The sequence below is a fragment of the Marinobacter metalliresistant genome (assembly GCF_038098645.1).
Lineage (GTDB): Bacteria > Pseudomonadota > Gammaproteobacteria > Pseudomonadales > Oleiphilaceae > Marinobacter > Marinobacter metalliresistant.
In genome coordinates this window covers 310,162-324,190 of record NZ_CP101118.1, presented here as the reverse complement: position 1 = coordinate 324,190, position 14,029 = coordinate 310,162, and the positions used below count along the sequence as shown (strand labels likewise).

The window sequence follows — 14,029 nt, the reverse complement described above, 5'->3', positions numbered from 1 at the left end:
TGCAGGGCAGAAACGGGGGTTTTTACTGAAAGAAGGCCAGCTTACCAGCCAGTCACTTCCTTCAGGGCCTTGCCGATCTCGGCCAGGCTGCGGACAGTGCGCACACCGGCGTCTTCCAGGGCTGCAAACTTCTCGTCTGCCGTACCCTTACCACCGGAGATGATGGCGCCAGCGTGGCCCATGCGCTTGCCCGGAGGCGCAGTAACACCCGCGATGTAGGAGACCACCGGCTTGGTGACGTTCTGCTTGATGTAGGCCGCCGCTTCTTCCTCGGCGGTACCGCCGATCTCGCCGATCATCACAATGGCTTCGGTTTCAGGATCTTCCTGAAGCAGCGCCAGGATGTCGATGAAGTTGGAGCCGGGGATCGGGTCACCACCGATACCGATACAGGTGGACTGACCGTAACCGAAGTCCGTGGTCTGCTTGACCGCTTCGTACGTCAGGGTGCCTGAACGGGACACGATACCAACCTTGCCCTTCTTGTGGATGTGGCCAGGCATGATGCCGATCTTGCACTCGTCCGGAGTGATAACCCCCGGGCAGTTGGGACCAATCATGCGAACGCCCTTGCGATCCACATATTCCTTGGCGTACAGCATATCGATGGTCGGGATGCCTTCAGTGATACAGACGATCAGCTGAATACCGGCATCGGCCGCTTCGATGATGGCGTCTTTACAGAACGGCGCCGGAACGTAGATAACGGTCGCTTCGGCACCGGTTTTCTCAACCGCGTCACGCACGGTGTTGAACACCGGCAGTCCCAGATGCTCAGTGCCGCCCTTGCCGGGGCTTACACCGCCAACCATCTTTGTGCCGTAGGCAATCGCCTGCTCTGAGTGGAAGGTGCCCTGCGCGCCGGTAAAGCCCTGACAGATAACCTTGGTGTCTTTGTTGATCAGGATGCTCATTATTTACCCCCTGCGGCTTTAACGACTTGCTCTGCCGCATTCGACAGACTGGTGGCGGCAATGATATTCAGGCCGCTTTCGGCGAGTACCTTGATGCCTACTTCGGCGTTATTGCCTTCAAGGCGAACCACCACAGGAACCTTAACGCCCACTTCCTTGACGGCACCGATAATGCCCTCTGCGATCATGTCGCAGCGAACGATACCACCGAAGATGTTGACCAGAACCGCCTGGACATTGTCGTCAGACAGGATGATCTTGAACGCTTCGGAAACGCGCTCTTTGGTCGCACCGCCCCCAACATCCAGGAAGTTGGCAGGCTGGCCACCGGACAGCTTGATGATGTCCATGGTACCCATGGCCAGGCCGGCACCGTTAACCATACAACCGATGTTGCCTTCCAGGGCTACGTAGTTGAGTTCCCACTTGGCCGCTTCCGCTTCACGGGAATCTTCCTGGGAAGGATCGTGCATCTCGTGGATTTTCTTTTGACGGTACAACGCGTTACCGTCGACACCGATCTTGGCGTCCAGGCAGTGCAGATCACCGGCCGGCGTGATCACCAGCGGGTTGATCTCAACCAGTGCCAGATCGCACTCTTCAAACAGCTTGGCCAGACCCAGGAAAATCTTGGTGAACTGTCCGATCTGCTTGCCTTCGAGACCCAGCTTGAACGCCAGTTCGCGGCCCTGGTAAGGCTGCGCGCCGACCAGCGGATCGATTTCCGCTTTCAGGATCTTCTCGGGGGTTTCCTCGGCAACCTTCTCGATCTCAACACCGCCTTCGGTGGAGGCCATGAACACGATACGGCGGGTGCCACGGTCTACAACGGCTCCGAGGTACAGTTCCTGGTCGATGTCAGTGAGGGATTCAACCAGAATCTTGCTGACCGGCTGGCCATTTTCGTCAGTCTGATAGGTTACCAGCTTCTTGCCCAGCCAGTTCTCGGCAAACTCACGGATCTCGTCTTTGCTCTTGACCAGCTTGACACCGCCAGCCTTACCACGGCCACCCGCGTGCACCTGAGCCTTGACCACCCATGCGTCACCGCCGATTTCACCGGCTGCGTCGACTGCTTCTTTCGGAGTATCACAGGCAATGCCCTTGGATACTGGCAGGCCATATTCAGCGAAAAGCTGCTTGCCCTGATATTCATGCAAATTCATAGTTAATGTCCCGAATTAAAAAATTCCTGGTTTGCGTTACTTCTTCTTGCGGCGGTTGGCAATATGAATCGCGCCACCACCGACGGCCAGAGCTGCCTCATGCACGGACTCGGACAGAGTCGGATGTGCGAAGCAGGTCAGGGCCAGATCTTCGGCACTGGAACCGAATTCCATGGCGATTACGCCCTGGGCAACGATCTCTGAAGCCTGGGGACCAACCACATGGAACCCGACGATACGGTCGGTTTTCGCATCAGCAATGATCTTGACCAGGCCGGATGCCGAGTTTGCAGCCATGGCACGGCCATTGGCGGCAAACGGGAAGGTACCCACGTTGTATTCCTCACCTTCGGCCTTGAGCTGCTCTTCAGTCTTGCCGACCCAGGCCACTTCCGGCGCGGTGTAGATCACGTTCGGGATGCAGTCGTAATTGACCTGAGGCTTGTGCCCGGCAATACGCTCGGCAACCATAATGCCTTCTTCAGAAGCCTTGTGAGCCAGCATCGGGCCACGAACCACGTCACCTATAGCCCAGACACCCGGCGCTTCGGTTTTGCAGTTATCATCCACGAAGATAAAGCCACGCTCGTCCATCTGGACACCGGCATCCTCAGACAGCAGGTTGTCGGTGTAAGGACGACGACCAACGGCAACAATCAGCTTATCGAACTTGGCTTCGTGCTTGCCCTTGGAATCCTCATAGGTCACGTTCACCAGCTTGCGCTTCACTTCCGCGCCAGTCATTCGCGCGCCCATGACAATGTTCAGCCCCTGTTTCTGGAACTGCTTCATTGCGTCCTTCGCAACCTGCTGGTCCACCACCGGCAGGAAGGTGTCCTGGGCTTCCAGGACGGTTACTTCAGAACCCAGACGGGCCCATACACTGCCGAGCTCGAGGCCGATAACACCGGCGCCGATAACACCAAGACGCTTGGGTACTTCGCTGAACTCCAGAGCACCCTCAGAATCGACGATGTAGTCGCCATCAAATGGCGCAGGCGGAATCTGGATCGGCTTGGAGCCGGTCGCCAGAATCACGTTTTCGGCTTCGTAGGTCTTGGCCTTGCCGTCTTTGTCGGTTACTTCCACCTTTCGGTTTGCCAGCAGTTTGCCGTGACCGTGGATGGATGTCACACCGTTGGACTTGAACAGACCCGCGATCCCGCCGGTCAGCTGCTTAACGATGCCACTCTTGCGCTCCATCATCTTCGAGATGTCCATTTTGACATCCTTCGCGATGATGCCCTGCATCTCGTAGTCGTGGTTGGCCTCCTCAAACTTGTGAGAAATCTCCAGCAGCGCCTTGGAGGGAATGCAACCAACATTCAGACAGGTGCCGCCAAGCACCTGCGCTTTGCCGTCTTCTGCGGTCCAGGATTCAACACACGCGGTCTTGAGACCGAGCTGCGCCGCTTTGATGGCGGCCACGTAGCCCCCCGGGCCTGCACCAATGACAATGACGTCGTACTTATCAGACATAATTAATCCCGTTTTCCGATTCGTTAAGTGTCGGCTCAGACGTCCAGCAGAATACGTGCCGGGTCTTCAAGCATTTCCTTGATCGCAACAAGGAACTGAACTGCTTCCTTGCCATCAATCATACGGTGGTCGTAGGAAAGCGCCAGATACATCATTGGCTGGATTTCCACCTTCCCGTTTACTGCCATCGGACGCTCCTGAATCTTGTGCATACCCAGAATAGCGGTTTGCGGCGGATTCAGGATTGGCGTGGAAATCAGGGAACCGAAAATACCACCGTTAGTAATGGTGAAGGTTCCGCCAGTCATATCCTCAATGGCAAGCTTGCCCTCTTTGGCCTTGGTGCCGTACTCGACAATCTTTTTCTCGATGTCGGCCAGACCCATGGCGTCGGAATCGCGAAGTACCGGAACGACGAGACCACGATCGGTGGATACCGCCACACCAATATCCTGATAACCGTGGTAAACCATGTCGTTACCGTCAATAGACGCGTTTACCGCAGGGAAGCGCTTCAGGGCTTCGGTCGCCGCCTTGGTAAAGAAGGACATGAAGCCCAGCTTGATACCGTGGCGTTTGACGAAGCTGTCCTGGTATTGCTTGCGCAGCTCCATGATCGGTGCCATGTTGACTTCGTTGAAGGTTGTCAGCATGGCAGCGCTCTGCTGCGCGTTAACCAGTCGCTTGGCGATGCTGGCACGCAGGCGGGTCATCGGGACACGCTTCTCCGGCCGTTCGCCGGAGGACACACTCACCTCTGGCATATCGGCAGCCGGCTTGGGCACTGCTGCACCGCTGGAAGACTTCGCGCTTTCCACGTGGCTCTGAACGTCTTCCTTGGTTACACGGCCATCTTTGCCGGTACCCTTGACCGCGTTCGGGTCAACGTTGTTTTCTTCGGCCAGCTTACGGGCCGCCGGGCTCAGGATGGCATCGCCGGAAGCGGCATCGCTCTTGGCCTCTTCCTTCGGAGCCTCTTCCCTGCTCTCTTCTTTCTTGCTTTCCGCAGGCTTGGATTCGCCCACTGCGCCTGCCTTGAACTTGCCGACGACTTCACCGCTTTCAACGGTATCGCCTTCGTTCTTGAGAATTTCTTCAATAACGCCATCAGCAGGCGCTACAACTTCAAGAACGACCTTGTCGGTTTCGATATCGACAATCAGCTCGTCGCGTGAACAGGCTTCACCCGGCTGCTTGTGCCAGGTCGCGACAGTACCCTCTGCGACCGACTCCGGGAAAACGGGGGCTTTAATCTCAGTTGACATTACAGATCCTTAGTTCGGTAGCTCGTCAAATTTCAAACGCGTCGTTAACCAGTTTCTTCTGCTCTTCAATGTGCGCAGACATATGCCCACAGGCAGGCGCAGCGGAAGCATCACGACCGGCATACTGAAGGTACAGCTTGGGATTCTTGCGATGCAGGGCATTACGCATGTGATGCTGGCTGCAGTACCAGGCACCCTGGTTCATCGGCTCTTCCTGGCACCAGACAACGTGCTTGAGCTTGCTGTAATGGCTCAGGAGTTCATCAAGATCATCACCCGGGAACGGATAGAGCTGCTCGATGCGAACGATGGCGACGTCGTCGCGCTCGGCGGCTTTCTTTTTCTCCAGGAGATCGAAATACACCTTGCCGCTGCACATGATCAGGCGCGTCACTTTCTTCGGGTCCGACGGCTCCTTCTCGGGAAGTACCGTCTGGAAGGTGCCGCTGGTCAGATCATCCAGATCAGACGTAGCTTCCTTGTGCCGCAACAGGCTCTTCGGCGTAATTGCGACCAATGGCTTGCGCAGTGGGCGCTTGACCTGACGACGAAGCATGTGGAACACCTGGGACGGCGTTGTCGGCACACATACCTGGATGTTGTGTTCGGCAGACAGCTGCAGGAACCGCTCAAGACGTGCCGAACTGTGCTCTGGCCCCTGACCTTCGTAGCCGTGCGGCAGCAGCAGGGTCAAACCACAGAGGCGCCCCCACTTGTGCTCACCACTGGTCAGGAACTGGTCGATCACCACCTGGGCGCCGTTGGCAAAGTCACCGAATTGCGCTTCCCAGACCACAAGGCCGTCCGGCGCGGTGGTTGAATAGCCGTACTCGAACGCCATGACGGCTTCTTCAGAGAGCAGTGAGTCGTAGAGCTCGAACTTCGGCTGGTCTTCGGACAGTTGCTCAAGCGCAATGTGCGTTGAACCATCTTTCTGATTATGCAACACCGCGTGACGATGGGAGAACGTACCCCGGCCGACGTCCTGACCCGTAATACGAATCGGATGGCCCTCGTTTATCAGCGTTGCATAAGCCATAACCTCGCCATAACCCCAGTTAATGGGCAAGGCACCTGCCGTCATCTTCTCGCGATCTGAAACAATCTTGGAAACCTGACGCTGGATACTGAACCCCTCCGGAACCGAGGTCAGCTTCTTACCGAGCTTCTGGATCGTCTTCAGGGCCACACTGGATTTGCACTTGGCGGTCCACTCGTGACCGAGGTACGGCGTCCAGTCGACATAGAGCTCCTTGTTGGGCTCCTTGACCAGCGACTTGACCACGTGCTCGCCGTTATCCAGCGCATCACGGTAGTCGTTCTCCATCTGCTTGGCTTCGTTCTCGCTGATCACACCAGCCTCCATCAGCTGGTCAGCATAGAGGTTGCGGGTCGTTTTCAGCTTGCGGATCTTCCCATACATGACCGGCTGGGTCGCTGCAGGCTCATCCGCTTCGTTATGACCGCGGCGGCGGTAGCACACCAGATCAATAACCACGTCGTTTTTGAACTCGTTGCGGTAATCCATGGCCATCTGGGTAACGAACATAACCGCTTCAGGATCGTCCGCATTCACGTGCAGGATCGGTGCCTGGATCATCTTGGCGACGTCGGTACAGTATTCCGTAGACCGCGCGTCTTCCTGCTTGCTGGTGGTGAAGCCGACCTGGTTGTTGATGACGATATGGATGGTGCCGCCAACACCGAAACCACGGGTCTGGGACATCTGGAAAGTCTCCATCACCACGCCCTGACCGGCAAAGGCCGCATCGCCGTGCATGATGATCGGAACGACCTTGCTGCCTTCATTGTCATTGCGACGGGTCTGGCGGGCGCGAACAGAACCTTCAACCACCGGAGACACGATCTCCAGGTGAGACGGGTTAAAGGCCATGGCAAGGTGAACCTCACCGCCGGGGGTCATCACGTTGGATGAGAAGCCCTGATGGTATTTCACGTCACCGGAACCGGAAGCAGCCAGCTTCTTGCCTTCAAACTCGTCGAACAGTTCTTTCGGGTTTTTGCCGAGGGTGTTCACCAGAACGTTCAGGCGGCCACGGTGTGCCATACCAAGAACAATCTCTTTGGCGCCGTATGAGCCTGCACGCTGGATCAGCTCATCCAGGCAGGGAATCAGACTCTCGCCACCTTCAAGGCCAAAACGCTTCACGCCCGGATAACGGGAGCCCAGGTATTTCTCCAGACCCTCGGCGGCGGTCAGGCGCTCCAGGATATGCTTGCGGGTCTTCGCCTCGTACTCCGGCCGTGAGCGAACCGGTTCCATACGCTGCTGAAACCAACGCTTGATGCGGGTATCGACGACGTGCATGTATTCCGCGCCGATACTCTCGCAATAAGTCTGACGCAGCCCCTTAACGATGTCTCCGAGCTTCATGGTCTCGGAGCCAAGATTCAGGGAGCCGGTATGGAATTCGAGATCGTTATCGGAATCCGAAAGTTCGTGAAACGACGGATCCAGATCCTCTACCTGAGGACGCTGCCATACGCCGAGCGGATCCAGCTTTGCTTCCTGATGACCACGGAAACGGAAGGCGTTGATCAGCTGGAGAACACGAATCTGCTTTTTGTCTGCGTCGGACGTAGCACTGGCGGGAACACCGCCGCTGGTGAGAAAGCGCTGATTGCGAGAGATGTGTTCAAACTGTTCGCGGATGGAAGAGTGCGCAATGTCACGGCCCTGATAGCCATCGACACTGGGAAGCTTGTCAAAATAGCTTCGCCATTCTTCAGGAACGGCATTGGGGTCTGTCAGGTAGGTTTCAAAAAGCTGTTCAACATAGGCGAGATTACCACCCTGCAGGTGGGAAGTCTGCCATAACTGCTCCATTATGCTTTCGTGCATCTTGAATAGCTCACCTTGGGCTGGTGCGGGGAGCCCGGTATGGTCGGCCAGGGGTAATTCTCAGTCAATACGGGTTTTTACGGGATCGACTTTGGCCACCACACCCGACATGGATGTTTTCCGTTCCCCGGTGGTTTTTGTACTCAGCAAAGCGGGGTGAAAACTTGATAAGTTCCCGCCACGGCTTGCGTAGTGTGCACCCGGGTAAGACTTTTGACTATAAGCCTTTGGTTGAAGGCCCCGCAAATTGCGGGGCCTTCCGGGTACTAACCTTGTCAGAACAGTATAGCGTCTGTCTGAACTCCTGCCGCTTAAGTGGCCCGTTGCAGCAGAAGATTCCGAATGTGGCCGATAGCCCTTGTGGGGTTCAGGCCCTTCGGGCAGACACTGACACAGTTCATGATGCCCCGGCAGCGGAAAACACTGAACGGGTCATCCAGATTGGCAAGACGCTCTGCCTGAGCGGTGTCGCGGCTATCTGCGAGGAAGCGGTAAGCCTGCAGCAGCCCTGCCGGGCCGATAAACTTGTCCGGATTCCACCAGAACGACGGGCAGGCTGTGGAACAGCAGGCACAGAGAATACACTCGTACAGGCCGTCCAGCTTTTCCCGGTCCTCGGGAGACTGAAGGCGTTCGATGGCTGGCGCCGGCTTGTCGTTCACCAGGTACGGCATGACCTTTTCGTACTGCTTGTAGAAGAGGCTCATATCGACCACCAGATCACGAATGACAGGCAGACCCGGCAGCGGCCGTAGCACCAGCTTGTCATTCTTCACAACCTGGGAAACGGGCGTGATGCAGGCCAGGCCGTTCCTGCCGTTCATGTTCATGCCATCCGAGCCACAAACGCCTTCACGGCAGGAACGGCGGTAGGCCATCGAGGGATCACGCTCCTTGATGAGGTTCAGAACATCGAGGACCATCAGATCCTTACCTGCCGGAATCTCGACATCCACGTCCTGCATATAAGGCGCATTGTCGGTTTCCGGGTTATAACGATAAAGGCTTACTAACATTTTCAACGTCCCCCTTAGTAAGTCCGGATCTTCGGCTCAAACGTGTCTACGGTCTTCGGCGCAAAATTCACATCACGCTTACCAACACGCTTGTCCAGCGGGAAGTACATGGAGTGCTTCAGCCAGTTTTCATCGTCACGTTCGGTGAAGTCATTCCGGGCATGGGCACCCCGGCTTTCCTTACGCTCAATGGCTGAAATGGCGGTAGCCAAAGCCACTTCGTACAGGTTGTCCAACTCCAGCGCTTCAATGCGGGCAGTGTTAAAGGCGTTGCTGGTATCTGCCAGTCTGGTGTTACGAACACGCTCACCGATGGCTTCCAGCTTTTTCAGACCCTCTTCCATGCTCTTACCGTCACGGAATACACCAAAATACAGCTGCATGCAGTTCTGGAGATCCTTGCGAACCTCGGCCACACTTTCACCCTCAGAGGCATTGCTCAGACGGTCGAGGCGAGCCATGGCACGCTTGATGTCCTCCTCGCTGGCGCCGTCTACCTCGAATCCGCCACGCAGCTGCTCTTCGATGTGCAGACCAGCTGCGCGACCAAACACAACCAGATCCAGAAGGGAGTTACCGCCCAAACGGTTGGCACCGTGTACCGATACACAGGCCGCCTCACCACACGCGAACAGCCCGGGAATTGCCTTGTCATTACCATTTTCGTCCTGGGTCAGGGCCTGACCACCGACGTTGGTCGGGATGCCGCCCATCATGTAGTGACAGGTCGGAACCACCGGAATCGGCTCTTTCACCGGATCCACATGGGCAAAGGTACGGGACAGCTCGCAGATGCCTGGCAGACGCAGATTCAGGGTTTCTTCACCCAGATGGTCCAGCTTCAGCAGAACGTGGTCCTTCTCGGGTCCACAACCGCGCCCCTCCAGAATCTCGATGACCATCGCCCGGGCGACAACATCACGGCCCGCCAGATCTTTTGCGTTCGGAGCATAGCGCTCCATGAAGCGTTCACCTTCAGCGTTGATCAGGTAACCGCCCTCACCCCGACAACCTTCCGTTACCAGCGTACCGGCACCGTAGATACCAGTCGGGTGGAACTGCCACATCTCCATATCCTGCATCGGGAAACCGGCGCGCAGCGCCATGCCGGCTCCATCACCAGTATTAATCAGGGCATTCGTTGTCGATGCGTAAATACGGCCTGCACCGCCTGTCGCCAGAACCGTCGCCTTGGACTTGATGTAAACCACTTCACCGGTTTCAACCTCAATGGCAACAACACCAACAACCTCATCCTTGCTGTTCTTGACGAGATCTACCGCATACCACTCATTAAGGAAGGTGGTCCCACCCTTGATGTTGGCTTGATAGAGAGTGTGCAGAAGCGCATGACCGGTACGGTCGGCCGCGGCACAGGTACGCGCCGCCTGAGTCGGGTTATCCGGACCCTTGGACTGGCCACCAAACGGACGCTGATAGATACGACCCTGTTCGGTACGGGAGAACGGCAGCCCCATGTGCTCCAGCTCAAAGACGGCCTGAGGGCCGACCGAGCACATATATTCAACGGCGTCCTGGTCGGCGATGTAGTCCGAACCTTTCACCGTGTCATACATGTGCCAGCGCCAGTCGTCGTTGGGATCGGCACTTGCGATCGCGCAGGTAATCCCGCCCTGGGCAGACACCGTGTGCGAGCGGGTCGGGAATACCTTGGTAATACATGCAGTATTGACACCAGACTCTGTCAGCTGCAGCGCAGCACGCATTCCAGAACCGCCACCACCGATAACGATCGCGTCGTAAGACATGGTCTTGATATTAGCCATCAATTAAAGCCCCCAAAGAATCTGAATGCCCCAGACCACATATACAAACATGGTCAGACCACAAGCTGCCTGCACTATAAACCTCGGGCCCACGGCCTTGATGTAGTCAGTGGTTACCGTCCAGAGACCTACCCAAGCGTGCGCACCGATAGAAAGCAGTGCCAGCAGGGTAAAGATACGGAACCAGGTCTGATCAAACAGGGCCGACCAGGTGTCGTAGTTGACATCAGAGGTCAGCAGAAAGCCGAACAGGAAAATTGTATACAAAGCAAGTACGTAGGCAGTTACCCGCTGGATCAGCCAGTCGAAAACACCACTGCGACCCAGGTTCGTGACGCTGTTTACCATACCCAGACTCCTGCCAGAACGATGAGAATAACGGAAACCACAATCGTGATCTTCGAGGCGAGGCGCCCGCTCTCGAGCTCTTCACCAATGCCCATATCCATGAACAGGTGCTTGATACCTGCAACCAGGTGGTACAACAGAGCAGACAAGATGCCCCAGGTGATCAGCCTGGCAAGGAAGCTGTCCAGCAGTTCACTTACGCGGCTGAAGCCCTCTTCCCCGGACAGGGAAAGCTGGAGTCCGTATAGCATGAACGCAACACCAACAAAAATGATGATGCCGGTGATGCGGTGCAATATGGACGTAATGGCTGGCAGCGGAAAATGAAACTTGCTGAGATCGAGATTTACTGGTCGTTTGCTATTCACAGCGCTCTCACACTCTCTCTTGGATCCGCGGGACCGGAAAACCGGGTGCGGATGGTTGGTATGTAAGGATCAGCGTGCAGATACGAAACCGGCACACGATTGGCTCAGGAGGGAGGAAGTCTCGCCGGCAACCCGCCAATTACAGGCACCGTAAAAAGATTTATCCCCGATTCCGGGCTAGGGATTATAAGGAGTACCCTAAGCAATTACAAACCTGCAACGTCGCACAGGCCGGGTATTTCAGGGGGTTAAGCAAGCCTTATGGATGATTGACAAATTTTTTTCCTGCCCGGATCCGCTGCTATTCGGGATATCCCTCATTTACATCCGCCGTCAAATTCCGGCTTTTCCTGACTCTTCCATTGACAAAAAAAGCCAACGCCCTATATTTTGCCGCCAGTTTTGCGATAATACGCGCCTTCTAGCGCATCTATAAATGTAGATAAAGCTGTCAAAGCTGATAAATAGGAGAGCACCATGACCGACAGGAAAGCCACGCTCTCGGTGGGGGACAAGTCCATTGAGCTACCGGTTTATTCCGGCACCGTCGGCCCTGACGTTATCGACGTACGAGGCCTAGTCCAGGAAGGCGTTTTCACATACGATCCGGGATTCGTATCCACAGCAGCCTGCGAATCGGCCATTACTTACATTGACGGTGAAAACGGTGTTCTCCTGCACCGCGGCTACCCGATTGAACAGCTGGCCGAGCACTCGGACTACCTTGAGGTCTGCTATCTCCTGCTCCATGGCGAGCTGCCCAGCGCCGAAGAGAACAAGCAGTTCCACGACACCATCAAGAACCACACCATGCTGCACGACCAGATGCGGAACTTCTTCCAGGGTTTCCGCCGTGACGCGCACCCGATGGCCATCATGTGTGGTGTTGTGGGTGCATTGTCGGCGTTCTACCACGACCAGATGGATGTGACCGACGAGAAACAGCGCCAGATTACGGCCCATCGCCTGATCGCGAAAATGCCGACCATCGCTGCCTGGTGCTACAAGTACAGCCTCGGCCAGCCATTCATGTATCCGCGCAATGATCTGTCCTACTCCGAGAACTTCCTGCAGATGATGTTTGGCGTGCCCTGCGCGGAGTACAAGCCAAATCCGATCCTGTCCAAGGCCATGGACAAGATCTTCATCCTGCACGCGGATCACGAGCAGAACGCGTCCACGTCCACCGTACGCCTTGCCGGATCTACCGGCGCCAACCCCTACGCCTGCATTGCGTCCGGCATTGCAGCCCTCTGGGGGCCGGCTCACGGCGGCGCTAACGAAGCCGTTCTGGACATGCTGGCGGAAATCGGCGACGAATCCAATATCGAGAAGTTCATTGCCAAAGCCAAGGACAAGGACGACCCGTTCCGGCTGATGGGCTTCGGTCACCGCGTTTACAAGAACTTCGACCCGCGCGCCAAGGTCATGGCCGAAACCGCTCGCGAAGTCCTGACCGAACTGGGCCTGGAGAACGATCCGCAGCTGAAGATCGCCCGGCGCCTCGAGAAAATTGCGCTGGAAGACGAGTATTTCGTCCAGCGCAAACTTTACCCGAACGTGGACTTCTACTCCGGCCTGATTCTCAAGGCTATTGGCATCCCCACATCCATGTTCACCGTTATCTTTGCCATGTCGCGGACCATCGGCTGGTTCTCGCACTGGAACGAGATGGTCAGCGGCGATTACCGCATCGGCCGTCCGCGCCAGCTGTATACCGGCTCAGACAAGCGGGACTACCCGAAAACATAAATCCGGCCCACCGGATTCGCCATGCAAAGGCCGCTGATTCAGCGGCCTTTTTTATTCACCGCCTGCCCCACTCTTCTATGATAAGTTAACCCGACAAAAACACAGGAGGAGAAAGCAATGTCTACAGCAGCATTTATCGGCCTGGGGGTCATGGGGTATCCGATGGCGGGTCACCTGGCCAAAGCCGGGCTCACCGTCAGGGTCTGGAACCGGACATCCGCCAAATCCGGGCAATGGGCCAATGATTACCCCGGAACCAGCTGCGCCACCATTGCTGAGGCGGTTAAAGGCGCGGATATCGTCCTGACCTGCGTTGGCGCCGATACCGACCTGAAGGCCGTGTACGAAGGCGATGAAGGCATTCTTGCCAATGCCCCCGAGGGCGCTGTCCTGGTCGACCACACCACGGCCTCCGCCAGCATTGCCGAACACCTCGCCGAGGCCGCCCGCCGCAACGGGATGGGTTTTGTCGATGCGCCGGTTTCCGGTGGCCAGCAGGGCGCTGAAAACGGCAAACTGACCATCATGTGCGGCGGTTCCGAAGCAGACTACGCCAAAGCCGAACCCGTCATGAAACACTACGCCCGTGCGCTCAACCTGATGGGCCCTGCCGGCAGCGGCCAGAAAACCAAGATGGTGAACCAGATTGCCATTGCCGGCCTGGTACAGGGCCTGTCAGAGGCACTGCATTTTGCCGAACAGGCGGAACTGGATGTCGCCAAAGTGGTGAACGTCATTTCCAAAGGCGCCGCCCAATCCTGGCAAATGGAAAACCGCTCCGGCACCATGATTGCCGGGGAGTTTGAGCATGGCTTCGCGGTGGACTGGATGCGGAAGGATCTGGGGATCTGTCTGGAGGAGGCGCGCAAGGTGAACGCGTCGCTGCCGGTGACCGCTCTGGTGGATCAGTTCTACGCCGATGTACAGTCGATGGGCGGCAAACGCTGGGATACGTCGTCGCTCATTCAGAGGTTGAGGAAGTTCCGGTAAAGGCTGAAAACGGGGTCAGATGAAACGGGGTCAGATGAAAGTTTCATCTGACCCCGTTTCATCTGACCCCGTTTCATCTGA

11 protein-coding genes are annotated in these 14,029 nt (G+C 56.6%); 2 read left to right on the top strand and 9 right to left on the bottom strand.

Annotated elements, in window-relative coordinates; genetic code table 11:
- Positions 1-41: 41 nt before the first annotated feature.
- The 9 genes from sucD to sdhC form a co-directional block, all read right to left on the bottom strand.
- On the bottom strand, positions 42-914 hold the full coding sequence (gene sucD / locus NLK58_RS01550) for a succinate--CoA ligase subunit alpha (protein WP_117616955.1): 873 nt from the start codon (positions 912-914) through the stop codon (positions 42-44).
- Positions 914-2,080 carry an ADP-forming succinate--CoA ligase subunit beta gene (sucC, locus tag NLK58_RS01545; RefSeq protein WP_117616954.1) on the bottom strand — a complete coding sequence of 389 codons (1,167 nt, stop codon included), beginning with the start codon at positions 2,078-2,080 and terminating at the stop codon, positions 914-916. The genes sucD and sucC overlap by 1 nt, the downstream gene beginning before the upstream one ends.
- A 36-nt stretch (positions 2,081-2,116) precedes the next feature.
- Positions 2,117-3,559, bottom strand: a complete 1,443-nt coding sequence (gene lpdA / locus NLK58_RS01540) for a dihydrolipoyl dehydrogenase (protein ID WP_117616953.1) — start codon at positions 3,557-3,559, stop codon at positions 2,117-2,119.
- Positions 3,560-3,594: 35 nt separating this feature from the next.
- A complete protein-coding gene (gene odhB / locus NLK58_RS01535) occupies positions 3,595-4,824 on the bottom strand; it encodes a 2-oxoglutarate dehydrogenase complex dihydrolipoyllysine-residue succinyltransferase (protein WP_117616952.1) in 1,230 nt (409 codons plus the stop codon).
- 25 nt (positions 4,825-4,849) lie between these two features.
- Positions 4,850-7,687: a 2-oxoglutarate dehydrogenase E1 component gene (locus NLK58_RS01530; protein ID WP_117616951.1), complete on the bottom strand. Its 2,838-nt coding sequence runs from the start codon at positions 7,685-7,687 to the stop codon at positions 4,850-4,852.
- Between the two features lie 311 nt (positions 7,688-7,998).
- Complete coding sequence (locus tag NLK58_RS01525) at positions 7,999-8,703, bottom strand: succinate dehydrogenase iron-sulfur subunit (protein ID WP_117616950.1); 705 nt, start codon at positions 8,701-8,703, stop codon at positions 7,999-8,001.
- A 14-nt stretch (positions 8,704-8,717) separates the two neighbouring features.
- Entirely contained in the window at positions 8,718-10,490 is a 1,773-nt protein-coding gene (gene sdhA / locus NLK58_RS01520) for a succinate dehydrogenase flavoprotein subunit (protein WP_117616949.1), read from the bottom strand.
- 3 nt (positions 10,491-10,493) lie between these two features.
- Positions 10,494-10,838 (bottom strand): succinate dehydrogenase, hydrophobic membrane anchor protein, encoded by a 345-nt coding sequence (gene sdhD, locus NLK58_RS01515; RefSeq protein WP_117616948.1) that lies wholly within the window; start codon positions 10,836-10,838, stop codon positions 10,494-10,496.
- A complete protein-coding gene (sdhC, locus tag NLK58_RS01510; protein ID WP_117616947.1) occupies positions 10,832-11,206 on the bottom strand; it encodes a succinate dehydrogenase, cytochrome b556 subunit in 375 nt (124 codons plus the stop codon). The genes sdhD and sdhC overlap by 7 nt, the downstream gene beginning before the upstream one ends.
- Positions 11,207-11,683: 477 nt before the next feature.
- On the opposite strand from sdhC, the gene gltA reads away from it, so the two are divergent.
- Positions 11,684-12,958 carry a citrate synthase gene (gene gltA, locus NLK58_RS01505; protein ID WP_117616946.1) on the top strand — a complete coding sequence of 425 codons (1,275 nt, stop codon included), beginning with the start codon at positions 11,684-11,686 and terminating at the stop codon, positions 12,956-12,958.
- Between the two features lie 117 nt (positions 12,959-13,075).
- Positions 13,076-13,948, top strand: a complete 873-nt coding sequence (locus NLK58_RS01500; protein ID WP_117616945.1) for an NAD(P)-dependent oxidoreductase — start codon at positions 13,076-13,078, stop codon at positions 13,946-13,948.
- The last annotated feature ends 81 nt before the right edge of the window (positions 13,949-14,029 follow it).